This window comes from Luteimonas changyuni, from assembly GCF_039548395.1.
Taxonomy (GTDB): domain Bacteria; phylum Pseudomonadota; class Gammaproteobacteria; order Xanthomonadales; family Xanthomonadaceae; genus Luteimonas.
In genome coordinates, this window is the sequence record NZ_JBCLUZ010000009.1 from 1 (window position 1) to 25,853 (window position 25,853).

The window sequence follows — 25,853 nt, forward strand, 5'->3', positions numbered from 1 at the left end:
CTGGACGGGAGAGCACTCTTGCCGGCCCACGCTTGTGCAGTGCGAGCTGCTGACTCGTTCAACTGTTCGGGCTTTGGCAAGAGCCTGGAGTGCGGGCGCCCTGGCTCCCACACGTGCTTTACGGCACCCCGGCTTGTCGGCGTCCCGCACTCCGCTCTCGCCTACACGCTAAGGCAAAGCTAAGACACAAGCGGCTACAGCCGCGACTACCGGCTCCGGCCCGGCCGCGATCGCCGCCATAGCGGCTCCTGCAAGGACGGTCGGGATCTGATGTGTCATGCGGAAGACAGGGGTTTCCCCCAATGGTGGCCATGGGTACGGCCCCGTATCGTTCGCTGCGACGCTTCCGCCAACCGGTGTCTGACGCATGTCGTTCGAAACCCACAGCCTGCTCGCTTCCCTGCCTCCACCGCAGCCTTGGGGCGATGGGCCCGGCAATCTGCTGCGTCCCGATGCCGGCAAGCCGGCGCTGGATCCGGCGCTGCTGGACGCACGGCCCGAAGAGGTCGCCTTCGAGCTCGACCCGCGCAGCGTGGTCACCGGCAACGAAAGGTCCGACCAGTGGAATACCCACTACGAGGCCAGCGGCCAAATGACCGTGCACGGCCCCGACGGCGCCGCCACCGATGTGCCGGTGCGCTACGAGGTCACCTTGCGCAACGAAGAGGCCACGCCGGCGGCGATGGCATCGGTCAATCCTTTCGATCCCGCGACCATTCCGCTGCGCACCCGCATCGAGGTGCACGGCGCCGACTACGCGGGCACCGCGCTGGAACCGGCCTTTCGCGAACTCGCCGCGGCCAACGACCTGGCCTCCATCGACGACCTGCGCCTGTCGCTTGAAATGACCGAAAAGAAGGGTCTGCGGGTGATGACCGGCTCCGAACGCCTGTTCGACGCCCCGCGCGACGGCGGCCCCGGCTCGCCCGCACTGGAGCGCGAGGACTTCACCCGCCACACCAGCATGCTGTCCGACCCGGCCGGCGCCGACCTTGGGCAGTACACGCGCATGCTGCTGACCGGCCAGGTGCCCGACGGCACCGTGACCGTGAGCGAGGACGTGGAGCCCGGCGCAGTGCGCGGCACCGTGGCCGAAGCCGGCTCCGGCGAAGTCAACGACATCACCTGGACGCTCGACGCCGAAGGCCGCCCCACCGGCGCCGAGGCGGTGCTGACCTGGGAGCCGTCGAGCCGCGGCCGCGACTCCGACCGCATCGAGGGCAATGCGCAAAGCGGGTTTCGCGCCGACAACGATATGAAGGGCAGCGGCGACGACGTCGGCCACCTCGTGGCCTACCGCTTCGCGCAGGGACATGGCGAGGTCAACATGTTCCCGCAGTTCAGCAACTTCAACCAGGGCGCCTACGCCAGGATGGAGCAGGAGTGGAGCGACTGGCTGGGCGCGGGCATGGACGTGCGGATCGACATCGACCTGGTGCGCAATGACGCGGCCCGCCCCGACGAAGTGCACGTCGACTACGAAGTGATCGACCCGGTCACCGGCAGCGTCGTCTACGACCCCTCGCTGCTCGCCTTCGGCAACAGCGATGGCCAGTCCTTCGACGCCATCGCCTCCAGGCGCATGCCCGACATGATCGACAGGGCCGCCGCCTGACGGCAGACTGCCCCGCATGCACGCAGGCCCCGCGCTGGATCGCAATGAACTGATCGCCCGCATCGGCAAGCTGCTGGTGGCGGACCCCGCCGTGTCGGACGGCGAATGGCAGGGCTATGCGCTGATCGTCCGCTACGGCGACGGCGTCCTCGCCCGCCGAATGACCGGCTTCCGCTATGCCGCCGACGGCGGTTACGCCGCCGCCACGCCGGACGCCGAGGCGCTGGGCCCGGCCTTCGACGACCTGCGCGAAGCCACCCGCCTGCCCGGCAGGGAACCCTGGGGCGCCTGCGTCATCCGCCTGTGGCGCGACAGCGGGCGCATGGCGGTGGAGTTTGAATACGACGCACCGCAGCGCTGGGATGTCACCCCGCTGACGCTGGCGGATGTGGCGGCACGCGCGGCGCCCGCTGGATTCGAAGGAACGGTTGCATAGGGCCCAGGGCCTCCCCTTGCGGACGTGTCCAGTGCCGGCTACCGTCCGGACGGCATGATCACGAGGACACAGGGATGCTCGGACGCGTTTTTCTTCTATTGCTGCTCGCGAGCTGTTCGCTGCCAGTCCTGGCACAGAGTGAGCGGGACATGCGCGCGCAGGCGCAAGCATCGATGGTCGTAAGCGGCATGGTCGATATCGAGCCGGACGGCTCCGTGTCCGCTTACGAGCTGGATCACAGGGACGAATTGCCGCCGTATGTCGCGGACGTGATCGACAAGGCGGTACCTGACTGGCGCTTCGCGCCCGTCATGGTGGACGGTGTCACGGTACCGGCCCGCGCGCGCATGGGGGTGCGTCTTGTCGCTGCGCGTGCCGGGATCGATGGAGTCGAAGTCACGATCCGCAGTGCGAGTTTCGGCGCGTACGACGAAGGTGACACCGGTTCCGTCGGTGTCGTGTCGCGGAAGCCGCCATCGTACCCGACCAGGGCGGCGCTCCTGTACGCGAGCAGCGATGTCTATGTTGTCCTGAAGATCGGGCGCGCGGGCGAGGTACTTGACGTGGCTGTCGAGCAGGTCAACCTCCGCTCGGCGGCAAACGGTACGAGGTCGAAGCGCCTGAGGACACTGTTTTCGAAGGCGGCGGTCGAAGCGGCGCGCGAATGGGTCTTCCGGCCGCCAACGACCGGGGACCAGGCAGACGCACCCTACTGGTCCGCGACCACAATGATCAGCTTTGTGATGCAGGGAGAGCCTGTTCACGACTATGGGCGCTGGATCGCCTATATCCCGGGGCCGCGGCAGATGGCGCCCTGGCTGCGGGAAGCTGACCACAACGCGAACGATGCGCTGGCGGCCGGTACGATCCAGCAACTCGGTACGGGCCCACGGCTCTTGACACGGCTGCAGCCGGAAACGTGAACCTGGCGTGGCGTTGTCCGCGTGCGACCTACCCCACCCGATGCAGCTCGAGCAGCGGCCCCGGCTGCAGGAACGGCAGCAGCCAGTGGTCGATGAGCAGGAACGCGAACAGCGCCATCAGGTAGACCACTGAATAGTTGAACACCCGCATGGCGAAGAACTCGTCCGGCGGGTCCATCAGCCGCCATGCGTACCACAGGAACACCAGGCCCAGCACCAGCGCGCCGCCGAGGTAGAACAGGCCGCTCATGCCCGCCACCCAGGGCAGCATGGTCACCGCCACCAGCAGCACGGTGTACAGCAGGATCTGCCAGCGCGTGTACTGCACGCCGTGGGTCACCGGCAGCATCGGCACCAGCGCGCGCGCGTAGTCATCGCGGCGGAAGATCGCCAGCGCCCAGAAGTGCGGCGGCGTCCACACGAAGATGATCAGCACCAGCAGCAGCGCGTGCGCCCAGTCCCACTCGTTCTGCATGCCGGTCACCGCCGACCAGCCCAGCAGCGGCGGCGCCGCGCCGGCGATGCCGCCGATGACGATGTTCTGCGGCGTGGCGCGCTTCAGGAAGCCGGTGTAGACGATCGCGTAGCCGATCAGCGAGGCGAACGTCAGGACCGCGGTGATCACGTTCACCAGGGCCACCAGGAGGGTCATCGACAGCGCCCCCAGGAACACCGCGAACGCCAGCACCTGCACCGGCGCCAGGCTGCCGGTGGCCAGCGGGCGGTTGGAGGTGCGCACCATGACCTTGTCGATGCGCTGGTCGATGAGGTGGTTGATGGCCGCGGCCGATGCGGCGGCCAGCCAGATGCCGATGAAACCGGCCACCGACTCGCGCAGCGGCGGCAGCCCGGGCACCGCCATGAACATGCCCACGAACGCGGTGAACACGATCAACGCCACCACGCGCGGCTTGGTCAATTGCCAGTACTGGCCGAACTTCGCGGCCATGTCAGTCCACCCCGCGCAGGCGCGCCAGCAGCGAGACCAGCACGAACACCAGCAGGGCAGCGCCGCCGTTGTGCATCACCGCCACCGGCAGCGGCAGCGACAGCTTGACGTTGAGGATGCCGAGCGTGACCTGGGCCACGGTCAAGAGCGCGAGCACCGTGCCCCAGCCGCGCAGCCCCGGCGTGCGCAGCATGCGCACCGCGGCCCACAGCAGCACCACCGCGGCCACCACCGCACCCAGGCGGTGCGCGACATGGATGGCGATCCGCGCGGCGCCATCCAGCACGCCGCCCTCGTAGTCCACGCCGATGCCGCGCCAGAGCACGAAGCCTTCGCTGAAATCGGTGGGCGGGAGCCACATGCCGCCGCACTGCGGGAAATTCGCGATCGACCAGCCGCCGGCGCCGCAGGACAGCGCGGCGTAGTTGGCGCTGACCCAGCCGCCGAGCGCGACCTGCACGCCCAGCACCGCCAGCGCGCCCCACAGCAGGCAGCGCAGCCGCCCGGCATAGGCCAGCACGATCGGCCGGTCGAGGGCACGCCAGGCCATCCACGTGAGCAGCGAGAAGGTCAGCAGCCCGCCCAGGAGGTGGCCCATCACCACCACCGGTTTCAGCAGCCAGGTCACCGTCCACATGCCCAGCAGGGCCTGGAAGATGATCACCGCCAGCGTCAGCGAGGCTTCGCGCGCGAGGTCGCCGCCGCGCCAGCGCAGCGCGGCCGCGAGCAGGATGGCTTCACCCGCCACCGCGAGCACCGAGGCGGCCACGTGCGCGCCCGACATGTACACCGGGATCGCCACCGCCACCACGCCGGCGGCGGCCAGCACCTGGGCGAGGCCGCGCGGGCGCCGGCGCGCGGCCAGCAGCGCCATCGCCAGCACCAGCAGGCCCAGGGTCGCGGCGGCGTGGCGGTGCACCTGCTCGCGCCAGGCCTTGTGGTCCTCGAACTCGCGGATGCTGCTGGCGGCATGGTCGGCGACGTGCTCCGCCGCCTGCGGCCAGGTGGCGCGGCCGTAGCAGGTCGGCCAGTCGGGGCAGCTGAGGCCGGCGTGCGACAGGCGCACGAAGGCGCCGAACACGATCACGCCCAGCGCCAGCGCCACCGCCAGCCAGGCGATCCGGTGGAAGTGGCGGTGGATGTGGCGGGATCCGTAGTGCGTGGCGTGGCCGTTGGTCATCACTTCAGCTTGAGCAGGCGCGCCAGGTCCGTGCGCAGGTGGCCGGGATCGAAGCCCGGCGCGTAGCGCAGGATGACGAAGCCGTGGGGGTCGACAACATACACCGGCACGCCCTGCGCGCCGCCTGCATCAAGTCCGGGAAGCTCGGCGTTGAACGCGGGTGCCGGCTCGATGACGTGCCAGACGCGGTTCTGAAGCGCGCCCTCGGGCGGCGCGCCGACCCAGAGGATGTGCACATGGTCGGCATTGTGGCCGAACAGGCGCCAGACCTTGTCCAGGTCCTGCGACAGGGCCACGCAGGCGGTGCTGCAGTCCGCGGGCGGCGCGACCACGATCCGCCAGGTGCGCTCGACGGGGTTCCAGTGGTATTGGCCACCGTCGACCAGCTGCGGCACCACCTCGCGCAGGTCGCCGGGCGGCTGCAGCAGCTCGCCGTGGTTCTTCATGCCCGCCGGGCGCCAGCCGGAGAAGCGCAGCGCGCCGGCCACCAGCGCGCTGCCGAAGAACACCGCCACGATCAGCAGCAGCAGCGTGCGGTTGCGGTTGCGCTGGCGCGGGGTCACCGGCGGTCGGGTCGTGGGGTCGGTCATGTGCGGGGCCTGCGGAAAGTGAGGACCAGGGCGGTGGCGAACACCGCAATGGCAAGCGCGAACCACTGCACGGCATAGCCGAGGTGGCGTTCGGGCGGCAAGGTATTGGGCAGCACGTCGAGGTCGCGGGCGTAGCCGAGTTCGATCGCGGGATCGAGCTTCAGCACCCGCGGCGCAAGCACGGCCTGGTGCAGGGGCGGCGCGAGCGCGGCCGGGTCCAGTCCGATCGCGAGCAGGGTGCCATCGGCCTGCGCGGCGAAGCCGGCGGGCCCGATGCCGTGCGAGGGCGGTGGCGCCAGCAGTCCGGCCAGCGCCTGGCCACCGACCGGGCGCGGCACCTGCGGCAGCGTGCGGTCACCGGGCAGCGGCAGCCAGCCCAGTTCCACCAGCAGTGGATCGCTGCCCGCTTCGGGCACGAACACACGGTAGGCGCGCACGCCGGCGCGGCCGCCGCGCTGCTGGTTGTCGAGCAGCACCGTCGGCACCTCGGCGAACTGCCCCGGGCCGGCGACCCAGTCATATCCGCGTACGCGCGCGGGGTCGGCCGCCGCAGCCAGCGCCAGCGGCGCGCGCGCCGCCACGGTCGCCGCCACTTCGTCCAGCATCGCCTGCTTCTGCTGCTGGCGGCCGAGCTGCCACTGCCCCAGCGCACAGAAGCCGGCGATGGCCAGCAGCGCCAGTGCCCAGCCGAAGGACAGGCTCGCGCTGCGGCTCATCGCGTGGCCCACCCGAGGTGAGATACTGCGGGGATCGCACAGGCCCGCTGGAGGCCACGCATGAGTGATTCGCTGAAAACCCTGCTCATCATCGGATTCCTGATCCTGATCGTATGGAACCTTGGCGCCGGCCTGTACTACATGCTGGTCGACAAGGGCACCACCAAGCGCACCGTGAATGCGCTCACCAGGCGCATCGCGCTGTCCGTGGCGCTGATCCTGATCGTGCTCCTGTCGATCTGGATGGGCTGGATCACGCCGCACGGCATCCAGGGCTGAGCGCATCCGGCCGGAGGCGCCGTTCCGCGGCGTCGATCCGGTCCGGCGACGCAGACACGAAGGCCGGCAATCGCCGGCCTTCGTCATTCCATGACGGCCGCCCTGGCGGGCGCGCGCATCAGACCACGTAGACGAACAGGAACAGCGCCAGCCATACCACGTCGACGAAGTGCCAGTACCAGGCCACCGCCTCGAAGGCGAAGTGGTTGTCCTTCGTGAAATGGCCCTTGAGGCAGCGGAACCAGATGATCGCCAGCATGATCGTGCCGAGCGTCACGTGCGCGCCGTGGAAGCCGGTGAGCATGAAGAAGGTCGAGCCGTAGATGCCCGAACCCATGGTCAGGTTGAGGTCGCGGTAAGCGTGGATGTATTCCTCGACCTGGAAGAACAGGAAGGTGCAGCCCAGCAGCACCGTCAGTCCCAGCCACACCAGCAGCTGGCGGCGGTTGTCGGCCTTCAGCGCGTGGTGGGCGATGGTCAGCGTGACGCCCGAGGTCAGCAGGATCAGGGTGTTGAGCAGCGGCAGGCCCCAGGCCGGAATGGTCTGGAAGGTGCCGCCGATCGCGCCCGGGCCGGCCGACGGCCAGGCCGCGCTGTAACCCTCCCACAGCAGGGCGTTGGTCATCACGCCGTCACCGGCGCCGCCAAGCCACGGCAGCGACAGCGCGCGCGCATAGAACAGCGCGCCGAAGAACGCGGCGAAGAACATCACCTCGGAGAAGATGAACCACACCATCCCCATGCGGAACGAGCCGTCGACCTGGCGGTTGTGGTAGCCGGAGACCGACTCGAGGATCACGTCGGCAAACCACTTGAACAGGATCAGGATCAGGCCCGCGGCGCCGACGAAGAACATCGTCTTGCCCCAGGAGACCTCGTTGAACCAGCTCGCGAGCCCGAAGAAGAGGACGAACAGCGCCATCGACGCGAACAGCGGCCACTTGCTGTCGTGCGGGACGAAATAGATGTTCGGGTCTTGGTGGTCGGCTTGGGCCTGTGCCATGTCGGTATCCGTTGTTGCTGGGTCAGGGTGCCGCGTGCGGCACGGTGGTCGCGGCCGCGGCGGCGGCGGTGGCCTGTTCGCGCTCGGTCAGGACGTCGTTCTTGTAGAAAGTGTAGGACAGGGTGATGGTCTTGACGTCGGCGGGCAGCGAGGGATCGATGATGAAGCGCACCGGCATGTCGCGCGTCTCGCCCGCGGCCAGGGTCTGCGCGGTGAAGCAGAAGCACTCGGTCTTGGCGAAATAGCCCGACGCGCGCGCCGGCGCCACCGACGGCGTGGCCGTGCCGACGATCGCGCGGCCGGCGTCGTTGTGCGCGTAATAGGTGGTTTCGTACTGCTGCCCGACCTGCACCTGCATGCGCGCCTGGTTGGGGCGGAACGACCACGGCAGCGAGGAGTTCACGCCGCCGTCGAATTCCACCGTGACCATGCGCGCCTCGGCCGCGGCACCGGCGGCGGCCGCGGTGCCGGCATCAACCGCGGTGTTGTCGAGGCGGATGCCGAAGACTTTCTCGCAGGCGATCCGGTACAGCGGCACCAGCGAGAAGGTGAACGCGAACGCCACGCCCGCAGCCAGCACCATCTTGCCGATGCCGGCGGTATTGGAGCGCTTGTCGGTCATGACGCCAGGACTCCCGAAAGGATGAACGCGATGTAGATCGCCAGCGCGACGGCACCAAGCACGAGCGCCAGGCGCAGCGCGCGCCGCCGCTGGGCGGCAACGCGATCGGGATCGTGCGGGTCAGGCGCGGCTGGCATCGTTGACAGGTTCGACTTCATGGCCTTCCGGATCCAGGTCGCCGTGGGCAAGGTCACCCGGGCGGATCACCGGCGGCGTGGTGAAGGTGTGGTGCGGCGCCGGCGACGGCACGGTCCACTCCAGGCCACGCGCGCCTTCCCACGGACGCGCAGGGGCCACGGCACCCTTCTTCAGCGAATGGAACAGGATGCCGAACATCATGAATGGCGTGACGAACATGCCGAACGCACCGATCGAGCTGATCAGGTTCCAGTCGGCGAAGACCACGTTGTAGTCGGGGATGCGGCGCGGCATGCCGGCCAGGCCCAGGAAGTGCTGGGGGAAGAACAGCAGGTTGACGAAGACCATCGTCCACCAGAAGTGGAACTTGCCCCAGGCCTCGTTGTACATGCGGCCGGTCCACTTCGGCCACCAGTAGTAGACCGCGCCGATCAGCGCCAGCACCGAGCCGGTGACCAGCACGTAGTGGAAGTGCGCGACCACGAAGTAGGTGTCGTGGTACTGGAAGTCGGCCGGGACGATCGCGAGCATCAGGCCCGAGAAGCCGCCGATCGAGAACAGGATCACGAAGGCGATCGAGAACAGCATCGGGGTCTCGAAGGTCAGCGAGCCCTTCCACATGGTGCTGACCCAGTTGAAGATCTTCACGCCCGTGGGCACCGAGATCAGCATGGTCGCGTACATGAAGTAGATCTCGCCGCCCAGCGGCATGCCGGCGGTGAACATGTGGTGCGCCCACACGATGAAGCTCAGGAAAGCGATCGCGGCGGTCGCGTACACCATGGCCTGGTAGCCGAACAGCGGCTTGCGGCTGAAGGTCGGGATGATCTCCGAGACCACGCCGAAGGCCGGCAGGATCATGATGTAGACCTCGGGGTGCCCGAAGAACCAGAAGATGTGCTGGTACATCACCGGGTCGCCGCCGCCGGCGGCGTTGAAGAAGCTGGTGCCGAAGAACTTGTCGGTCAAGAGCATCGTCACCGCGCCCGCCAGCACCGGCATCACCGCGATCAGCAGGAACGCGGTGATCAGCCAGGTCCACGGGAAGATCGGCATCTTCAGCAGGTCCACGCCGGGCGCGCGCATGTTGAGCACGGTGGCGATGACGTTGATCGCGCCCATGATCGAGCTGATGCCCATCATGTGGATGGCGAAGATCGCGAAGGCCATGCTGGAGCCGCCCTGCAGGGACAGCGGCGGATACATGGTCCAGCCGCCGGCCGGCGCGCCGCCCGGGATGAACAGGGTCATCAGCAGCATCGTGAAGGCGAACGGCAGGATCCAGAACGACCAGTTGTTCATGCGCGGCAGCGCCATGTCGGGCGCGCCGATCTGCAGCGGAATCAGCCAGTTGGCCAGGCCGACGAAGGCCGGCATCACGCCGCCGAAGATCATCACCAGCGCGTGCATCGACGTCATCTGGTTGAAGAAGTGCGGGTCGACGTGCTGCAACCCCGGCACCGCCAGCTCCAGGCGGATGACCACGCTCATCGCCGCCCCGATGATGAACATCATGAAGCTGAAGAGCAGGTACAGCGTGCCGATGTCCTTGTGGTTCGTGGAGAAGAACCAGCGCTGGACGAAGCCCTGCTTGTGGGCGTGATCGTCGTGATCGTGTTCGTTTGGAGCGGCAGCGGTGGCGGTATGCGTGGACATGGGTGTCGGCCTTTCGTATTCGGTCAGCCGGCGCTGGAAGCGTCGGCGGGGGCGGCGGCGGGCGCCTGCGGGGCGGTGGGCTCCTCGCCCTGCATCACGTCGTCGACCATGTCTGGGTCGACCGAGCTCGGGGCATTGCCGTCACCGCCCTGCGGCACCGCCGAGGGCTCGCTTGGCACGCCGGCGCCGGACTGCTTCATCGATGCAAGCCAGCTTGCGTACTCGTCCTTCGGCACCGCGCGCACCACGATCGGCATGAAGCCGTGGTCCTTGCCGCACAGCTCGGCGCACTGGCCGCGGTACACGCCGGGCTCGCGGATCTCGGTCCAGTGCTCGTTGACGATGCCCGGGACCGCGTCCTGCTTCCAGCCCAGCGCCGGCACCCACCACGAGTGGATGACGTCGTCGGCGGTGATCACGAAGCGGATCTTGGTGTCCACCGGCAGCACCAGCTCGTTGTCGACGTCGAGCAGGTAGTAGGGATTGGCGACCAGGTCGGGGCGCTCGCCGCTCTGGCGGATGCGGTCGCTCTCGCGGTCGAGGCGGCTGGTGATGGAGACGTCCTCGCCGAGGTAGTCGTACTTCCACATCCACTGGTAGCCGGTGACCTTGACGGTCATCGCCGATTCGCGGGTGTCGTACATCGCGATCAGCTTGGCGGTGGCCGGCCAGGCCATGATCACCAGCAGGATCACCGGGATCACGGTCCAGACCACTTCGGCCTTGAGGTTGTGGCTCCACTTGGCGGCCACCGCACCCTTGGACTTGCGGAAGGCGAACATCGCGTAGGCCATCGCACCGAACACGACCACGCCGATCGCCACGCAGATCCACAGCACCAGCATGTGCGCCTCGTAGGCGTTCTGCGACGAGGACGTGACCCCGCGCCCCATGTTCAGCTGCCAGCGGGTCGGATCTGCCGACTGTGCCAATGCCGCTGCCGGTGCCGCGGCGACGGCCGCCAGAATCCACCGCAAGAATCGCGCCTGCCTCATGCGTGCAACCCCAAATGTGGTCGGTGGCAGCCGGCTGGCCGCCTGTTGGAACGGTTGTTCGGAAGGCCCCCGGCCGGCATGACGCCCCGACAAGTGGACCGGCCACACCCCGGTGGGTGGCGCCTGATCGTCGTGATGTTAGCCGCCGCGCCGCCTGACCGGCAAGCGCGGCGGCTCCGCAGCTGCCCTGCGGGTGCGCCTCTGGCCCGCCCCGACAGCTAGAATTGCAGGCTCCCTCCCCCCGCATGATCCCAGTGAACGACTTCCTCCCGGCTGCCCCGCTCCCGCCGTCCGATCCGCTGCGCACGAACATCACCCGCCACTGGCTTGCGGACGAGGCGACGCGGGTCCGCGCCCTGCTGGAAGAGGCCCGCCAGCCGCCCGGAGACGCGGCCGCGATCGCCGCCACCGCCGCGGATCTGGTCCGCCGGGTGCGCCTGCGCGCGCCCGACCAGGGCGTGGTCGAGTCCTTCATGCGCCAGTACGACCTCGGCAGCGAGGAAGGCGTGCTGCTGATGTGCGTGGCCGAGGCCCTGCTGCGCATCCCGGATGGCGAAACCACCGACCGCCTGATCCGCGACAAGCTCGGCGAGGCCGACTGGAAGCGGCACATGGGCCAGTCGGAGTCGGTGCTGGTCAACGCGTCCACCTGGGGCCTGATGCTCACCGGCCACCTGGTCGACCTGGCCGACGGCACCAAGCGCGACGTGCACGGCGCCTTCAAGCGCCTGGTCGGCCGCGCCGGCGAGCCGGTGATCCGCCTGGCCGTTCGCCAGGCGATGAAGATCATGGGCCACCAGTTCGTGATGGGGCGGACCATCGGCGAGGCGCTCACGCGCGCGCGCAAGGGCCGCAACGCCAACTACCGCTATTCATTCGACATGCTGGGCGAGGCCGCCCTGACCCGACATGACGCCGATCGCTACCTCGAGGCCTACCGGGCCGCGATCGACGCCATCGGCCGCGACGCCGGCCGCCCCGCCGACGCCATCGTCGCGCCCTCGATCTCGGTCAAGCTTTCCGCCCTGCACCCGCGCTACGAGCACGCCAAGCGCGCGCGCGTGCTGGCCGAGCTGGCGCCGCGCGTGCTGGATCTGGCACAGCGGGCGAAGCAGCACGGCATCGGCCTGACCGTCGACGCCGAGGAGGCCGACCGCCTGGAGCTGTCGCTGGACGTGATCGAGGCCGCGTGGCTCGACCCGTCGCTGGACGGCTGGGACGGCTTCGGCATCGTCGTGCAGGCCTACCTGAAGCGGGCGCCGTTCGTGATCGACTGGATCGCAGGCCTTTCCCGCCGCGGCGGGCGCCGGATCCCCGTGCGCCTGGTCAAGGGCGCCTACTGGGACGCCGAGATCAAGCGCGCCCAGGTCGACGGTTTCCCGGACTACCCCGTCTTCACGCGCAAGCCCAATACCGACGTCAGCTACCTCGCCAATGCCCGCCGCCTGCTCGATGTGGGCGACGCCGTGTACCCGATGTTCGCCACCCACAACGCGCAGACCATCGCCGCCGTGCACCGGCTGGCCGCCGGGCGGCCGTTCGAATTCCAGAAGCTGCACGGCATGGGCGACGACCTCTACGACGAGGTGATCCCGGCCGACCGCCTGGGCGTTCCCTGCCGCGTGTACGCGCCGGTGGGCAGCCACGAAGAGCTGTTGCCCTACCTGGTGCGGCGCCTGCTCGAGAACGGCGCCAACTCCAGCTTCGTCAACCGCATCACCGACACCGACGTGCCGATCGACGACCTGGTCCGCGATCCGGTCGACGTCGTGGCCGCGTTCGACAGCATCCCGCACCCGCGCATCCCGCTCCCGGCCGACATGCTTCGCAGCCAGGGCACCGACAGGACCAATTCCATGGGCATCAACCTCGCCAACGACGACGACCTGCGCAGCCTGGCCGCGGCGATGGCCGCCGGACCCGGCAGCTGGCAGGCCACGCCGCTGGTCCCGGGCGCCACCAGCGCCGGCGACTGGATCGACGTCACCAGCCCCGCCGACCGCCGCCGCGCCGTCGGCCGCTGGCAGACCACCGACGCCGCCACCGTGGAGCGCGCGATGGCCAACGCGGTCGCCGCGCAGCCGGCCTGGGACGCGACCCCCGTCGCCAGCCGCGCCGCCCTGCTCGAGCACGCCGCCGACCTGCTGGAACAGCGGATGCCGCGCTTCATGGCGCTGTGCACGCTGGAAGCCGGCAAGACCATTCCCGACGGCGTTGCCGAGGTGCGCGAAGCGGTCGATTTCCTGCGCTATTACGCCGCCCAGGCGCGCAGCCTGTCCGCACCGGAAACCCTGCCCAGCCCGACCGGCGAGACCAACACCCTGCAGCTGGCCGGGCGCGGCGTGTTCGCCTGCATCTCGCCGTGGAATTTCCCGCTGGCGATCTTCATCGGCCAGGTCGCCGCCGCCCTGGTCACCGGCAACAGCGTGCTGGCCAAGCCCGCGGAGCAGACCAGCCTGGTCGGCTTCGAGGCGGTGAAGCTGCTGCACGAGGCCGGCGTGCCGGAGGCCGTGCTGCAGTTCGTGCCCGGCGATGGCGCAAGCGTGGGCGCTGCGCTGACCGGCGACCCGCGCATCGCCGGCGTGGTGTTCACCGGCTCCAACGGCACCGCGCTTGCGATCAACCGCGCGCTGGCCGCGCGCGACGGCGCGATCGGCACCCTGATCGCCGAGACCGGCGGCCAGAACGCCCTGATCGCCGATTCCTCGGCCCTGCCCGAGCAGCTGATCAAGGACGTGATGGCCTCGGCCTTCACGTCCGCCGGCCAGCGCTGCTCGGCCGCGCGCGTGCTGTTCGTGCAGGACGACATCGCCGACAAGGTCATCACCATGCTCGCCGGCGCCATGGCCGAGCTCAAGGTCGGCGACCCCGGCGAGCTGTCGACCGACGTCGGCCCGGTGATCGACGCCGACGCGCTGGGCATGCTCGACCGCCACGCCGCGCGCATGCAGGACGAGGCGCGCCTGATCGCGATCGCCGCGATGGGCGAAGACACCGCGCACGGCACCTACTTCGCCCCGCGCGCCTGGGAGCTGAAATCGCTGTCCCAGCTGGAACGCGAGAACTTCGGCCCGGCGCTGCACGTGATCCGCTGGAAGGCCGACCAGCTCGACCAGGTGATCGATGCCATCAACACCACCGGCTATGGCCTGACGCTGGGCATCCACTCGCGCATCGACGACACCGTCGAGCTGATCGCCGCGCGCGCGCGCGTCGGCAACGTCTACGTCAACCGCAACCAGGTCGGCGCGGTGGTCGGCGTGCAGCCCTTCGGCGGACAGCGACTGTCGGGCACCGGGCCCAAGGCCGGCGGCCCGCACTACCTGCCGCGCTTCACTACCGAGAAAGTCGTCACCATCAACACCACGGCGGCCGGCGGCAACGCATCGCTGCTGACGCTGGGCGACTGAAACCGGCGGGCATGCGCGGAGCCGCGGTCCGTCATCGACCCCGCTGCCGTGCGGGGACCCTCTCTCGTTTTTGTCCGGCCCGTGCTGCTTTCATCGTTCTGGATGGACTGGCCTAGCGCCAGCACCCGCCCACAACCGGAGCCCGATTAATCATGCGAACCGCACTAGCTACCGTTTTTCTCACAGGCGCCATCGCGGCGGCCCTTCCTGTTGGCGCCGCCACTCAGAACCATTGGATGCAAGCCAACGGCAGCGGTGTCTGCCAGGCCGCCCTTCCCAACTTCGAAGGTCAGATCCGCAAGCGCCCCCTGGCCATCCAGAACGAAGGCACCGCAACCGCGTTCGTGACCTGTTCGCCAACCAGCCTGCAGTTCGCGGAGGCTTCGAGTGGAGGGCATGGCGTCTTTTTCAAGAACGATTCCGATGCGGGCGTCACCATAGGTTGCACCGGCGTGATGGGTGCCTCCGACTGGAGCACCGAATATTCACCGCGGTCGGTCACCATCGCGGCCAATGACACCGGCGCCATTTACTGGGACCCCACCGATTTCCCGACAAATGGCTCATCGAGCCAAACCACGTTCAACGTCAGCTGCACGCTCGCGCCGGGCGTTGGACTGCGCACGGTGTACATCAACCAGCTGATCGAGATCGGCAACTGACTAGCGGGTTTCTTTACGCAAAAAGCCCCGCTTTCGCGGGGCTTTTCTTTTGCCTGCGTCGGCGGAAACCCGCCTGCCGTCAGAAGCGGTACTGCGCCGACACGCCGAACAGGTTGGCGTCGCCCTCGTAGGGACCGCTGATGGTGCTGCCACCGGACGCGAAGTCGACCTTGGGATCCTTCGGCTTCAGGTGGGTGAAGGCGAAGCTCACGTCCATCGCATCGCTGACGTTCCAGGTGGCACCGATCGAGTACCAGCGGCGATCGTCGTCGGGCAGGCGCGGGGTGCGGTGCTCGATGCTGGTCGGGGTTTCGTCATACGCGACGCCACCGCGCAGGGTCCAGGCGTCGTTGAGCTTGTATTCCGCGCCCAACGACATGAACGCGGTGTCCTCCCAGCCGAAGGGCTCGACCGAGTCCGGGTCGGCGTTGTCGAACTCGACGCGCACTTCGCGCAGCGACGACCAGCCGGTTTCGGTCCAGTTGGCCATCATCGCGAAGCGGTCGGTGAAGTCATAGCGGGCGACGACCGCGAAGGTCGACGGCGTGGTCAGCTGGGCACCGGCGCTGCCGTTGTTGAACAGCTGAGCGGTCATCGGGTTGCTGTTGAACACCGCGCGCACGTCGCCGGGCACGGTCCATTCGGCGGTGCCGCGCAGCTCGTAATCGATCTCGGACTGGTAGCTGACGCCGATGGCCAGGCGATCGGTCGGGCGCAGGTTGAAGCCGACCAGCCAGCCGAAGCCGGTGTCGTCGCCTTCGATCTCGGCGTGGCCGTCGCGGGCCTGCGGCAGTGCGAACGGCAGCGGGCGGGTGGCCGGGTTGGAGAACAGCAGGGTGCCGAAGTCGACGGCCTTGGACAGGGTCACGTCGGCCTTGGAGTACACCGCGCCCACGCCGACCGACAGGTGGTCGTTGAGGTCCAGCGCCGCCGACAGGGTCAGGTTCACGACCTGCACGTCGGAGGTGTCGGCGAAGTAGCGGCCCTGCCAGTCGGGGTCGTACTCGGTCTTCAGGCCGAACGGCGCGCTGACCATGGCGCCCAGCGCCAGGCCGTTGTCGAGCTTGTGGATCACCGAGAACGCGGGAATCGGGATGACATCGCCGGCTTCGCCGCCGTCGCCGCCGTTGAGCGGGCGGCCGAGCGCGTCGGTGCCGCTGCCTTCGAAGCGGTAGCTCAGGTCGATGACCGAAAGATCGGCCTGGACCGTGGTGCCCTCGAAGCGGGTCATCGTGGCCGGGTTGTTGACCACGACCGAGGCGTCGCCTTCATTGACGCCGGAGCCGGCGAACGCGGCGCCGAGGCCCTTGACGCTGTTTTCCTTGAGCTGGAAGCCGGACGCGTGGACGGGGGCCAGGGCCAGTGCGCCGAGGATGCCGAGCGCGAGGGCCGAAGCCTGCAGAGTGGGGGAGATACGCATTGAAAAACTCCTGACAGAATGCTTGCGGATAGTGGTGTGGCGCGCACTATACCGTGGCGGATGGTCCTGCACAGGTGTCCCGCGTCACGCCTGCCGCCGGTTATCTTTGTGAATTGTCCCTGCCCGGCCTGCAACGCATGTTCGTCTCGATCCCGACGCGTTCCCGCCCCGCAATGCGCTGGGCAACCCCCCTGCTGTGTGCGGCACTGTGGGTCGTCTACCTGTGGGCCAGCACCCGCCCGGAAGCCGTGGAGCAGGCGCTGATGGTGCGCTGGGGCGCGCTTACCGGCGCGCTGGGGCCGGGCGACCTGCTGGTGTCCTGGGCCGATGGCGAGCGCGGCCTGCGGCTGCTGACCGCGCTGTTCGTGCACGCCGACTGGGCCCACCTGCTCGGCAACCTGGTGTTCCTGCTGATCTTCGGACTGCCCGCGGAGCGGGTGATGGGGCCCTGGCGACTGCTGGCCCTGTTCCTGGTTGGCGGCGCGGCAGCCAACCTCGCGACCGTGCTGGTGATCGACACGCCCGACCGCCTGGTGATCGGGGCCAGCGGCGCGGTGTCGGCGCTGATCGGCACGTATCTCGCGCTGTTTCCGCGCGCACACCTGGGCGTGGTGCTGCCGCTGGGGCTGTTCCTCGAGTTCGTGCGCGCGCCGGCACCGCTGCTGATCGGGATCTGGGCGCTGCTGCAGGTGGTGTTCGCCTACATCGGCCCGGCGTTCGGCGCCGTGGCCTGGTCGGCGCACGTCGCGGGCTTCGCGTTCGGCGTTGTCTTCGCGCTGTTCTCGCGGCGCGCCATCGCGCGCCGCCTGCGCCGGCAGAAGGGTTACTGAGCCAGCGGCGGCGGCACGCACTCGCCGCCATCGGCCAGGCGGCGCAGCGCGGCCATCGCCTGCTGCACCGGCTCGTCGCCGTCGAGCACCTGGCCGGCGCGGCTGCCCTCCTCGCCGTCGGCGACCAGGTGCCCGGGCAGCGTGATTTCGCCGAAGCCGGCAACCGCTGCGCCCTTGACGTCGAGCACCAGGTCGGGCTCGATGCCGCGGGCCTGGATGGAGGTGCCGTCGGGCGTGAAGTAGCGCGCCGTGGTCAGCTTGACCGCATCGCCGTTGTCCAGCGGCATTACCGTCTGCACCGAACCCTTGCCGAAGCTGCGGCTGCCGACGATGCAGGCGCGGTCGTTGTCGCGCAGCGCGCCGGCCAGCACCTCGGAGGCGCTTGCCGAACCGGCGTCGACGAGCACCACCACCGGACGCCCGCGCATGCGCTCGCCGGGGGTCGCGCTGAAGGCGGTGTCGCCCACCTGGATGCGGCCGCGGGTGCTGACGATGCCGCCGCTCTCCAGCAGGTCGTCGGCAATCTGCACCGCCGAGGTCAACAGGCCACCGGGGTTGCTGCGCAGGTCGACCAGCAGCCCCCGCAGGCCGTCGACGCCGGCGCTGGCCTGGAGTCCGTCCAGGGTATCGGCGAAGTCGCTGGCGGTATCGGCCTGGAAGCCGGCGATGCGGATATAGCCGAAGCCGGGCTCGCGCATGCTGCCGCGCACGCTGGGCGTGCGGATGACCGCGCGCGCGACGCGCAGCTCCAGCGGCGCGGCCTCGCCCTCGCGGACGATGGTGACGCCGACTTCGGTGCCCGGGGGTCCGCGAAGCGGTCCGCTTCCCTCGTGGCTGGCGGGCGTCAGCTCTTCGCCGTCCACGGCCACGATCACGTCGCCGGAGCGGATGCCCGCGCGCTGTGCCGGACTGCCGTCCATCGGCGAGATCACGCGCATGCGGCCGTCAGGCAGCTGCATGACCTCCACGCCGATGCCCTCGTAGGCGCCGGTGGTGCCCTCCTCGAAGGCTTCGGCGTCGCTGCGCTGGAGATAGGCGCTGTGCGGGTCGAGGTCGAGCAACAGGCCGCGGATCGCCGCCTGCATCAGCTCGCGGTCCTCGACCTCGTCGACGTAGCCGGCGCGCACGGCGTTGAACACCAGCACGAAGCGGCTGATCTCTTCCAGCGGAATCGCGCTGGCGGGATCGCCGTCGACGGAGGGCGCCGCAGCAGCGATGTCGGCATCGGCATCGGTGTCTGTGTCGGTGTCGGTGTCGGCATCGGTGTCGGTGTCGGTGTCTGCATCCTGCGGTGGCGGGACGGCCTGCTTTTGCGGCGCGGCCTCAGGCGCGACCGGCGGCGCAGCGGGCACGGCGGGCGCGTCCTGGGCGATGGCGGGCAGCGCCAACAGGCTGGCGAGGGCGAGCGTCAACAGGCTGGCGCGCATGCGGAACTCCGGGAGGGAACGGGATTTGGACCGCGCATCCGCGCGCGGGTTCAGTCGATTATGCCGCCGGCACGGGGCGGCGCCCGTCAGCGCTTCTGCAGCCAGGTGCCGGGATCCACGGGCTTGCCGTCGCGGCGCAGCTCGAAATAAAGCGCCGCGCGGCCCTGGCCGCCGGACGTGCCGACGGTGGAGACCGCATCGCCGCGGCGGACGCGGTCGCCGGGGTTCTTGAGCAGACTGTCGTTGTGCGCGTACAGGCTCATGTAGCCGTTGCCGTGGTCGACGATCAGGATCAGGCCGTAGCCGGTCATCCATTCCGCGAACACCACCGTGCCTTCGGCCACCGCGGTGACCGGGGTGCCCGCGGCGGCGGCAACCAGCACGCCGTCGCTGCGGCGGCCGTCGGGCATGCGCGCGCCATAGCCGGCCAGCAGGCTGCCGCTGAGGGGCCAGGACAGGCCGCCGACCTGGACCGCGGAGGTGCGTGCCACGGTCACCTTCGGCGCCTCGGGCACGGGGCTGCCGCGCACGCTGCTGCCAGCGCCCGGCTTGTCGCCATCGCGCGCGGCCGCGGCCGCGGCCGAGCGGCGTGCGGCGGCGGCCTTGCGCTCGGCTTCGGCCTTGCGCGCCGCCTCGCGCAGGCGCGCGAGCAGGCGCTCGAGCGATTTCGCGTCGGCACCCAGGGCTTTCTCGCGCTCGCTGCGGTCCCTGTAACTGGCATCGAGTCCGGCCACCGCCCTGGCGCGCTCGGCGCGCTCGCGCTCCAGCGCTTCGGATTGCGCGCGCTGGCGCTCGCTGGTGGCGACCAGGGCCGCGCGTTCGGCAGCGATCGCCTGTTCCATCTCCTCGAGTCCGGCGAGTTCGGCCGACAGCTCCGCGATCCGCGCGCCGCGGCCGCGCTGCAGGTAGCCGTGATAGGCCAGGCTGCGATTGGCGCCCGCGGCATCATCCTGTGCCAGCAGCAGCTTCAGCGGCGTGGTCGCGCCCACGGTATAGGCCGCGCGCAGCAGCCCGGCAAGCTCCTCGCGCTGCGTCGAAAGGCCTTCGGCGAGGACGTCCCGCTGCATTTCCAGATCCGCAAGCGCCTGCTGCTGCTGCGCCAGCGCCGCCGCGGTGGCGGCAAGTTCCCGGGCATTGCGGGCCACGCGCTCATCGGCCTCGCGAAGCTCGCGACTGGCCTTGCCGCGGTCGCCTTCGATGCGGCGGCGTTCGCGCCCGACCTCGTTGAGTTCGCGCTTGACCCTGTCCAGCCGGCGCTGCGCGTCGCGGCTGTCCTGGGCCGATGCCGGCCCGATGGAGACGGCCACCAGCAACAGCAGCGTCGACAGCAGCAGCAGCCGCGGCACGGACCCGGCCAGCAGCGGCCGCGAGGGCACGCGCCGGGGCAGGCAGTCGCGTCGCGGCGGCGTGGCCAGGCCCGGGTTCACGCCAGCAGGCTGCAACCGGTCATCTCCACCGGCTTCACGACGCCCAGCAGGTCGAGCATCGTTGGCGCGAGGTCGCGCAGAGAACCGCCCGTGCGCAGGGTCGCGTCGCCGCGCCCACCGACATAGATCAGATCCACCGGACCGACGGTGTGCGACGTGTGCGGCTCGCCAGTGACTGGGTCGCGCATCATTTCGACGTTGCCATGATCGGCGGTGACCAGCAGTTCGCCGCCCTGCGCGACGACCGCGGCGGCGACCTCGCCCAGCGCCCGGTCCACCGCCTCCACGGCCAGGATCGCGGCCTGCAGGTCGCCGGTGTGGCCGACCATGTCGGGATTGGCGAAGTTGCAGACCACGGCGTCGAAGCGGCCTGAGGCGATCGCGGCCACCAGCTTCGCCGTCACTTCGGGACAGCTCATTTCCGGCTGCAGGTCATAGGTGGCGACCTTGGGGCTCGGCACCAAAATGCGCTCCTCGCCTGCGAACGGCGTCTCTCGGCCACCGTTGAAGAAGAAGGTGACGTGGGCGTACTTCTCGGTCTCGGCGATGCGCAGCTGGGCCAGGCCGTTGGCACCCAGGACTTCGCCCAGGGTGTTGCGCAGGTCGTCGGGCGCGAACGCCAGTGCCACCGGCAGGGTGGCGTCGTACTCGGTCAGGCAGGTGAAGTCGGCCAGCGCCGGGCGCCGCGCGGCGAATCCATCGAATGCCGGTGCCACGAACGCCGCGGCGAGCTGGCGCGCGCGATCGGCGCGGAAGTTCATGAACACGATCGCGTCGCCGTCGCGCATGGGTTCGGCGCCGGCGATCACCGTCGGCCGCACGAATTCATCGTTCTCGCCGCGCGCGTAGGCGGCGTCTAGCGCGGCCATGGCATCGGGCGCGACGTGTTCCGCCCGCGCATCGACCATCGCGTCCCAGGCCAGGCGCACGCGCTCCCAGCGCTGGTCGCGGTCCATGGCGTAGTAGCGCCCGCTGACGCTGGCGATGCGCGCATTGCCATGCAGCGCGCAGGCATCGGCCAGCGCGCGCAGGCTGGGCGCGGCCGAGCGCGGGGGCATGTCGCGGCCGTCGGTGAACGCGTGCACGGCGACGCGGGCCACGCCTTCGCGCTTCGCCAGCTCAAGCATCGCCAGCACGTGCGCTTCATGGCTGTGCACGCCGCCGGGCGAGAGCAGGCCCATGACGTGCAGGGTGCCGCCCGAAGCGTTCACCGCGGCGCATGCCGCGCGCAGGCCGTCGTTGGCGAAGAAGCTGCCGTCGGCGATCGCGGCGTCGACCCGGGTCAGGTCCTGGTAGACCACGCGTCCGGCGCCGATGTTCATGTGCCCGACCTCGGAGTTGCCCATCTGCCCGTCGGGCAGGCCGACGTGGGTGCCTTCGGTGTGCACCAGGGTGGTCGGATGCGCCGCGGACAGGCGCCGCCAGTTGGGGATGTCGGCGAGCGCCAGCGCGTTGTCGCGGGGATCGTCGCGATGGCCCCAGCCGTCGAGGATCAGCAGCACCACCGGCTTCGGCCGGCGGACGGAATCGGGCTCAGGCACGACGTTCGACCCTGTGACGTTGGACGCATGCATTGTAGCGCCGGCCGGCGCAGACTCGGGCCATGGACATCCGCCAGACTCCCCGGTTCGCCCTTCTTTTCATCGCCGCGCTCGCCGCCGGCTCCGCGCTGGCCGCCGAAGACATCAACCGCGTCAACGGCGCGATCACCGCCCATGCCGGCAGCGAGTACGGCCGGCTGGAAACCGTCAACGGCAGCATCACCCTGGACGATGGCGCCCGCAGCGGCGACGCCAGCACGGTGAACGGCGCCATCCGCGCCGGCAACGACATCGCGAGCGGCGGACTGTCGACGGTCAACGGCGGCATCCACGCGGGCGAACGCGCGCGCATCGGCGGCAGCGTGGAAACCGTCAACGGCAGTGTGTTCATCGGACGCGGCGGCGAGGTCGAGGGCGACGTCGAGACCGTCAACGGTGCCATCGGCCTGGTCGCGACGGTCGTGGCCGGCGACGTCACCACCAGCAGCGGCAACGTGACCATCGGCGCCGGCTCGCACGTGCGCGGACGCCTGCACGTCGACAAGCCCAGCGCCAACTGGATGCCGATCCGCATCAGCACCCGCCGCCAGCGGATCATCATCGGACCGGGCGCCGTGGTCGATGGCCCCCTGGAGTTCGAACGCGAGGTCACGCTGTACGTGCACGACAGCGCACGCGTCGGCGAGATCAGCGGCGCCACGCCGGTGCCCTATTCGACGGCGACCGCGCCGCCCCGCGCCAGCGACTGAAGCCCGCGCCCCCGCAGGGCGCCGAACGCATAGAATCGGGGATTCCACTTCTGCAGGACCCGACGAATGCGACCGACCCACCTTGTGCTCAGCCTCGCCGTGGCCACCGCCCTGGCCGCGTGCGGCAACGGCGAGCCCGCCGCCGCCGGCACCGCGGCCAACACCGGCGATGCGCCGGCCGCGACCGCCTCCACGCACGCGTTCAGCCCGGAGCTGAGCAAGGACGACTTCGCCGAGATGGTGAAGACGCTGTCCTCCGATGAGTTCCAGGGCCGTGCGCCCGGCTCGCCCGGCGGCGAGATGACCGTTGAATACATCAAGGCGCAGTACGAGCGCATCGGGCTGGAACCCGGCGGCGACGACGGCAGCTTCTTCCAGACCGTGCCGATGGTCGAGACCACCGCCGACGAATCCACCGTGCTGCACATGGAGGTCGCCGGCGAGCCCCGCGAGCTCGCGTTCGGCACCGACATGGTGATCGGCACCCGCACCGGCGAGGCCGAGGTCAAGGTCGCCGACAGCGACCTGGTGTTCGTGGGCTACGGCGTGGACGCGCCGGAGCTGGGCTGGAACGACTATGCCGGCATCGACGTCACCGGCAAGACCGTGGTCATCCTGGTCAACGACCCGGGCTTCCACGCCAAGGACGACTCGCTGTTCGAAGGCGAGCGCATGACCTACTACGGCCGCTGGACCTACAAGTTCGAAGAGGCCGCGCGCAAGGGCGCCGCCGCCGCGCTGATCATCCACGACACCGCCGGCGCGTCCTACGGCTGGGACGTGGTCAAGAATTCGTGGTCCGGCCCGCAGTTCGACCTCCGCGCTTCAGACGATCCGGAGCCGCGCCTGCCGGCCCAGGGCTGGCTGAGCGCCGAAGCCGCGACGCAGCTTTTCGCCGATGCCGGCCAGGATCTGGAGGCGCTGTACACCGCCGCCAACCAGCGCGGCTTCAGCGCCGTGCCGCTGGACGCGCGCGTGTCCTTCGACCTCGCCAGCACCACCAGGGAAAGCTCGTCGCGCAACGTCATCGGCGTGCTGCGCGGCAGTGAAGCGCCCGACGAAGCCATCGTCTACATGGGCCACTGGGACCACCTGGGCACCCACGAGGGCGAAGGCGACACGATCTACAACGGCGCCATCGACAACGCCACCGGCATCGCCGGCATCATCGAGATCGCGGAGAAGTTCAAGGCCGACGGCCAGCCCAAGCGTTCGATCGCGTTCGTGGCCGTGACCCTGGAAGAATCGGGCCTGCTGGGCTCCAAGTACCAGGTCGCACACCCCGCGTTCCCGCTGGAGGACACCGTCGCCGTGATCAACCTCGACGCGATGAGCGTCGCCGGTCCGTCGCGCGACATGGTCGTGGTCGGCAAGGGCAACTCGGAGCTCGAGGACGTGCTGAAAACCTTCACCGACGGCCAGGAGCGGGTGATCGTCGCCGAAGGCAACCCGGCCGGCGGCTTCTTCTTCCGCTCCGATCACTTCAACTACGCCAAGGCCGGCGTGCCGGCGCTGTACGCCAAGGGTGGCGACGACCTGCTCGACGGCGGCACGGACGCCGGCGCCGCGTACGCGAAGCGCTACGGCGAGGTCGCGTACCACAAGCCGGCGGACGAGTTCGACCCGTCGTGGAACCTCGACGGCGTGCTGCAGGACCTCGAGGTGCTCTACGGCGTCGGCCGCACCCTGTCCGACGACGGCAGCTGGCCGAACTGGTACGAAGGCAACGCCTTCAAGGCCGCGCGCGACGACATGCGCGCCGGCGGCGGCGACTGACCCTGCGGAACGCGGCGGGTCGCCATCGACCCGCACCTTTCCGCAACACGACGACGGCGCCCCAGGGCGCCGTCTTCATTTCCGGCATCGCGGCTTTTTTAGGAGCAGCTAAAGCTGCGACCCCGCACCGCAAGCACCCGACCAGATTCGCCCACCGCGACAGCTCTCAACCAGCCGCGTTCACCAGCCTCACCCGCGCGAAGTTGCGCTTGCCGACCTGCAGCACGCCTTCGAAGCCGGGCGCGAACGTGGTGCCGGCATCATCGACCACCGTGCCGTCCACCTTCACCGCGCGCTCCTTCAGCTTGCGATTGGCCTCCGAGTTCGACGGCGTGATCCCCGCCGCAGTCAGCAGCGCGGCGATGCGCAGGCCGTCGGCCGGCACCGCCACGTCCTGCAGCGGAAGCAGCGAAGTGTCGCCCTGCCCCGTCACCGCCGCGTGCCAGCCTGCGATCGCGGTGTCCGCCGCTGCCGCGTCGTGGAAGCGCGTGGCCAGCTCGCGCGCCAGGCGCAGCTTCACCTCGCGCGGATTCAGCGCTCCGGATGCCACGTCCGCCTTCAGCCGCGTCGCCTCTTCGATGCCGATGTCGAAGCTCAAGAGCTCGATCCAGTCCCACATCAGGTCGTCGCCGATCTTCATGCTCTTGTTGACGATGTCGATCGCCGGATCGGTCACGCCGATGTAGTTGCCGAGCGATTTGGACATCTTGTTGACGCCGTCCAGGCCCACCAGCAGCGGCATCGTCAGCACCACCTGCGGCTTCTGACCGTAGTGCTCCTGCAGGCCGCGGCCCATCAGCAGGTTGAATTTCTGGTCGGTGCCGCCGAGCTCGACGTCGGCCTGAAGCGCCACCGAGTCGTAGCCCTGCACCAGCGGGTAGAGGAATTCGTGGATCGCGATCGACTGCTGCGCCGCATAGCGCTTGGCGAAGTCGTCGCGCTCGAGCATGCGCGCCACGGTGTGCTGGCCAGCCAGGCGGATCATGTCGGCCGCACCCATTTTCCCGAACCACTCGGAGTTGAAGCGGACCTCGGTGCGCTCGCGGTCCAGCACCTTGAACACCTGGTCCTGGTAGGTCTTCGCGTTGGCCAGCACGTCCTCGCGCGTCAACGGCCTGCGTGTCGCGCTCTTGCCCGAGGGGTCGCCGATCATCCCGGTGAAGTCGCCGATCAGGAACACCACCGTGTGCCCCAGGTCCTGGAACTGGCGCATCTTGTTGAGCAGCACGGTGTGGCCGATATGCAGGTCGGGGGCGGTCGGGTCGAATCCCGCCTTGACCCGCAGGGCGCGGCCGGAGGCGAGTCGGGCCTCGAGCTCCTCGCGCTTGAGGATTTCGTCGGTGCCGCGGGCGATCAGTTCGAGGCCGTCTGCTTGGAGGGCGTGGTCTTGGGAATTCTGTGACAAGGGTCGAGTCCGGCTGAGCGTCATGACGATGTGAAAATGTGACGCGGGTTCAAGTGCGTGTTAACGGCAAGTTAAATTATTGCCCGGGGGAAATTCCAGTCGCA

General features: G+C 69.4%; 23 protein-coding genes. 9 read left to right on the top strand and 14 right to left on the bottom strand.

The annotated features are described in order from the left end of the window. Window positions 1-367 precede the first annotated feature (367 nt). The 3 genes from WCD84_RS05235 (at window position 368) to WCD84_RS05245 (ending at window position 2,974) form a co-directional block, all read left to right on the top strand. Window positions 368-1,615, top strand: coding sequence for a DNA/RNA non-specific endonuclease (locus WCD84_RS05235; protein WP_343280656.1), 1,248 nt, complete (start codon window positions 368-370; stop codon window positions 1,613-1,615). Between the two features lie 16 nt (window positions 1,616-1,631). After that, on the top strand, window positions 1,632-2,051 hold the full coding sequence (locus WCD84_RS05240; RefSeq protein ID WP_343280657.1) for a hypothetical protein: 420 nt from the start codon (window positions 1,632-1,634) through the stop codon (window positions 2,049-2,051). A 74-nt stretch (window positions 2,052-2,125) separates the two neighbouring features. Continuing rightward, a complete protein-coding gene (locus WCD84_RS05245; protein ID WP_343280658.1) occupies window positions 2,126-2,974 on the top strand; it encodes a protein tonB in 849 nt (282 codons plus the stop codon). Between the two features lie 28 nt (window positions 2,975-3,002). On the opposite strand, the gene cyoE is transcribed toward WCD84_RS05245, so the two are convergent. The 4 genes from cyoE to WCD84_RS05265 are packed head-to-tail and all read right to left on the bottom strand — an operon-like array spanning window position 3,003 to window position 6,409. After that, window positions 3,003-3,923, bottom strand: a complete 921-nt coding sequence (gene cyoE / locus WCD84_RS05250; RefSeq protein WP_343254602.1) for a heme o synthase — start codon at window positions 3,921-3,923, stop codon at window positions 3,003-3,005. A gap of 1 nt (window position 3,924) precedes the next feature. Then, entirely contained in the window at window positions 3,925-5,103 is a 1,179-nt protein-coding gene (locus WCD84_RS05255) for a COX15/CtaA family protein (protein ID WP_343280659.1), read from the bottom strand. Beyond that, window positions 5,103-5,693 (bottom strand): hypothetical protein, encoded by a 591-nt coding sequence (locus tag WCD84_RS05260; protein ID WP_343280660.1) that lies wholly within the window; start codon window positions 5,691-5,693, stop codon window positions 5,103-5,105. Before WCD84_RS05260 ends, WCD84_RS05255 begins: the two co-directional genes overlap by 1 nt. Next, a complete protein-coding gene (locus WCD84_RS05265; protein WP_343280661.1) occupies window positions 5,690-6,409 on the bottom strand; it encodes an SURF1 family protein in 720 nt (239 codons plus the stop codon). Before WCD84_RS05265 ends, WCD84_RS05260 begins: the two co-directional genes overlap by 4 nt. Window positions 6,410-6,469: 60 nt before the next feature. On the opposite strand from WCD84_RS05265, the gene WCD84_RS05270 reads away from it, so the two are divergent. Then, window positions 6,470-6,688 carry a twin transmembrane helix small protein gene (locus WCD84_RS05270; protein ID WP_189498142.1) on the top strand — a complete coding sequence of 73 codons (219 nt, stop codon included), beginning with the start codon at window positions 6,470-6,472 and terminating at the stop codon, window positions 6,686-6,688. A gap of 118 nt (window positions 6,689-6,806) precedes the next feature. Here the strand turns inward: WCD84_RS05270 and WCD84_RS05275 are convergent, their stop codons facing one another. From WCD84_RS05275 to coxB, 5 genes are read right to left on the bottom strand one after another with little or no spacing between them, the layout of a single operon-like run. Further along, entirely contained in the window at window positions 6,807-7,691 is an 885-nt protein-coding gene (locus WCD84_RS05275; protein ID WP_343280662.1) for a cytochrome c oxidase subunit 3, read from the bottom strand. A gap of 22 nt (window positions 7,692-7,713) precedes the next feature. Then, complete coding sequence (locus tag WCD84_RS05280; protein WP_449280066.1) at window positions 7,714-8,313, bottom strand: cytochrome c oxidase assembly protein; 600 nt, start codon at window positions 8,311-8,313, stop codon at window positions 7,714-7,716. After that, window positions 8,310-8,450 (bottom strand): hypothetical protein, encoded by a 141-nt coding sequence (locus WCD84_RS05285; RefSeq protein ID WP_343280663.1) that lies wholly within the window; start codon window positions 8,448-8,450, stop codon window positions 8,310-8,312. The genes WCD84_RS05280 and WCD84_RS05285 overlap by 4 nt, the downstream gene beginning before the upstream one ends. Then, on the bottom strand, window positions 8,434-10,107 hold the full coding sequence (gene ctaD, locus WCD84_RS05290) for a cytochrome c oxidase subunit I (protein ID WP_343280664.1): 1,674 nt from the start codon (window positions 10,105-10,107) through the stop codon (window positions 8,434-8,436). Before ctaD ends, WCD84_RS05285 begins: the two co-directional genes overlap by 17 nt. Window positions 10,108-10,130: 23 nt before the next feature. Further along, a complete protein-coding gene (gene coxB, locus WCD84_RS05295; RefSeq protein ID WP_343280665.1) occupies window positions 10,131-11,102 on the bottom strand; it encodes a cytochrome c oxidase subunit II in 972 nt (323 codons plus the stop codon). Window positions 11,103-11,347: 245 nt separating this feature from the next. Here coxB and putA point away from each other — a divergent pair, with 245 nt between their 5' ends. Both putA and WCD84_RS05305 read left to right on the top strand, forming a co-directional pair. Then, entirely contained in the window at window positions 11,348-14,512 is a 3,165-nt protein-coding gene (putA, locus tag WCD84_RS05300; protein ID WP_343280666.1) for a bifunctional proline dehydrogenase/L-glutamate gamma-semialdehyde dehydrogenase PutA, read from the top strand. Between the two features lie 236 nt (window positions 14,513-14,748). Then, on the top strand, window positions 14,749-15,174 hold the full coding sequence (locus WCD84_RS05305) for a hypothetical protein (protein WP_343280667.1): 426 nt from the start codon (window positions 14,749-14,751) through the stop codon (window positions 15,172-15,174). A gap of 79 nt (window positions 15,175-15,253) precedes the next feature. Here WCD84_RS05305 and WCD84_RS05310 read toward each other — a convergent pair whose 3' ends face one another. Then, window positions 15,254-16,594 (bottom strand): OmpP1/FadL family transporter, encoded by a 1,341-nt coding sequence (locus WCD84_RS05310; RefSeq protein ID WP_343280668.1) that lies wholly within the window; start codon window positions 16,592-16,594, stop codon window positions 15,254-15,256. 137 nt (window positions 16,595-16,731) lie between these two features. Between WCD84_RS05310 and WCD84_RS05315 the strand changes: the two genes are divergently transcribed. Continuing rightward, window positions 16,732-17,424, top strand: a complete 693-nt coding sequence (locus tag WCD84_RS05315) for a rhomboid family intramembrane serine protease (protein ID WP_343254681.1) — start codon at window positions 16,732-16,734, stop codon at window positions 17,422-17,424. Here WCD84_RS05315 and WCD84_RS05320 read toward each other — a convergent pair. From WCD84_RS05320 to gpmI, 3 genes are all read right to left on the bottom strand, one after another. Next, window positions 17,418-18,851, bottom strand: a complete 1,434-nt coding sequence (locus tag WCD84_RS05320; RefSeq protein ID WP_343280669.1) for a S41 family peptidase — start codon at window positions 18,849-18,851, stop codon at window positions 17,418-17,420. The two genes, WCD84_RS05315 and WCD84_RS05320, sit on opposite strands and share 7 nt — an antisense overlap. Before the next feature lie 86 nt (window positions 18,852-18,937). Continuing rightward, window positions 18,938-20,278 carry a murein hydrolase activator EnvC family protein gene (locus tag WCD84_RS05325; protein WP_343280670.1) on the bottom strand — a complete coding sequence of 447 codons (1,341 nt, stop codon included), beginning with the start codon at window positions 20,276-20,278 and terminating at the stop codon, window positions 18,938-18,940. Then, the gene (gene gpmI, locus WCD84_RS05330) at window positions 20,275-21,819 is read right to left on the bottom strand and encodes a 2,3-bisphosphoglycerate-independent phosphoglycerate mutase (protein WP_343280671.1); all 1,545 of its coding nucleotides are present in this window, start codon (window positions 21,817-21,819) and stop codon (window positions 20,275-20,277) included. The genes WCD84_RS05325 and gpmI overlap by 4 nt, the downstream gene beginning before the upstream one ends. 62 nt (window positions 21,820-21,881) lie before the next feature. Here gpmI and WCD84_RS05335 point away from each other — a divergent pair, with 62 nt between their 5' ends. Both WCD84_RS05335 and WCD84_RS05340 read left to right on the top strand, forming a co-directional pair. Next, a complete protein-coding gene (locus tag WCD84_RS05335; RefSeq protein ID WP_343280672.1) occupies window positions 21,882-22,568 on the top strand; it encodes a polymer-forming cytoskeletal protein in 687 nt (228 codons plus the stop codon). A gap of 66 nt (window positions 22,569-22,634) precedes the next feature. Beyond that, window positions 22,635-24,344 (top strand): M28 family metallopeptidase, encoded by a 1,710-nt coding sequence (locus WCD84_RS05340; protein ID WP_343280673.1) that lies wholly within the window; start codon window positions 22,635-22,637, stop codon window positions 24,342-24,344. 166 nt (window positions 24,345-24,510) lie between these two features. On the opposite strand, the gene tyrS is transcribed toward WCD84_RS05340, so the two are convergent. Next, window positions 24,511-25,749, bottom strand: a complete 1,239-nt coding sequence (tyrS, locus tag WCD84_RS05345) for a tyrosine--tRNA ligase (RefSeq protein ID WP_343254618.1) — start codon at window positions 25,747-25,749, stop codon at window positions 24,511-24,513. Window positions 25,750-25,853 lie beyond the last annotated feature (104 nt).

Excerpts from the sequence above, each read along its gene's own strand:
- WCD84_RS05235 (WP_343280656.1), top strand. The coding sequence starts at position 368 with ATGTCGTTCGAAACCCACAGCCTGCTCGCTTCCCTGCCTCCACCGCAG.
- WCD84_RS05240 (WP_343280657.1), top strand. The coding sequence starts at position 1,632 with ATGCACGCAGGCCCCGCGCTGGATCGCAATGAACTGATCGCCCGCATC.
- WCD84_RS05245 (WP_343280658.1), top strand. The coding sequence starts at position 2,126 with ATGCTCGGACGCGTTTTTCTTCTATTGCTGCTCGCGAGCTGTTCGCTG.
- cyoE (WP_343254602.1), bottom strand. The coding sequence starts at position 3,923 with ATGGCCGCGAAGTTCGGCCAGTACTGGCAATTGACCAAGCCGCGCGTG.
- WCD84_RS05255 (WP_343280659.1), bottom strand. The coding sequence starts at position 5,103 with ATGACCAACGGCCACGCCACGCACTACGGATCCCGCCACATCCACCGC.
- WCD84_RS05260 (WP_343280660.1), bottom strand. The coding sequence starts at position 5,693 with ATGACCGACCCCACGACCCGACCGCCGGTGACCCCGCGCCAGCGCAAC.
- WCD84_RS05265 (WP_343280661.1), bottom strand. The coding sequence starts at position 6,409 with ATGAGCCGCAGCGCGAGCCTGTCCTTCGGCTGGGCACTGGCGCTGCTG.
- WCD84_RS05270 (WP_189498142.1), top strand. The coding sequence starts at position 6,470 with ATGAGTGATTCGCTGAAAACCCTGCTCATCATCGGATTCCTGATCCTG.
- WCD84_RS05275 (WP_343280662.1), bottom strand. The coding sequence starts at position 7,691 with ATGGCACAGGCCCAAGCCGACCACCAAGACCCGAACATCTATTTCGTC.
- WCD84_RS05280 (WP_449280066.1), bottom strand. The coding sequence starts at position 8,313 with ATGACCGACAAGCGCTCCAATACCGCCGGCATCGGCAAGATGGTGCTG.
- WCD84_RS05285 (WP_343280663.1), bottom strand. The coding sequence starts at position 8,450 with ATGCCAGCCGCGCCTGACCCGCACGATCCCGATCGCGTTGCCGCCCAG.
- ctaD (WP_343280664.1), bottom strand. The coding sequence starts at position 10,107 with ATGTCCACGCATACCGCCACCGCTGCCGCTCCAAACGAACACGATCAC.
- coxB (WP_343280665.1), bottom strand. The coding sequence starts at position 11,102 with ATGAGGCAGGCGCGATTCTTGCGGTGGATTCTGGCGGCCGTCGCCGCG.
- putA (WP_343280666.1), top strand. The coding sequence starts at position 11,348 with ATGATCCCAGTGAACGACTTCCTCCCGGCTGCCCCGCTCCCGCCGTCC.
- WCD84_RS05305 (WP_343280667.1), top strand. The coding sequence starts at position 14,749 with ATGCAAGCCAACGGCAGCGGTGTCTGCCAGGCCGCCCTTCCCAACTTC.
- WCD84_RS05310 (WP_343280668.1), bottom strand. The coding sequence starts at position 16,594 with ATGCGTATCTCCCCCACTCTGCAGGCTTCGGCCCTCGCGCTCGGCATC.
- WCD84_RS05315 (WP_343254681.1), top strand. The coding sequence starts at position 16,732 with ATGTTCGTCTCGATCCCGACGCGTTCCCGCCCCGCAATGCGCTGGGCA.
- WCD84_RS05320 (WP_343280669.1), bottom strand. The coding sequence starts at position 18,851 with ATGCGCGCCAGCCTGTTGACGCTCGCCCTCGCCAGCCTGTTGGCGCTG.
- WCD84_RS05335 (WP_343280672.1), top strand. The coding sequence starts at position 21,882 with ATGGACATCCGCCAGACTCCCCGGTTCGCCCTTCTTTTCATCGCCGCG.
- WCD84_RS05340 (WP_343280673.1), top strand. The coding sequence starts at position 22,635 with ATGCGACCGACCCACCTTGTGCTCAGCCTCGCCGTGGCCACCGCCCTG.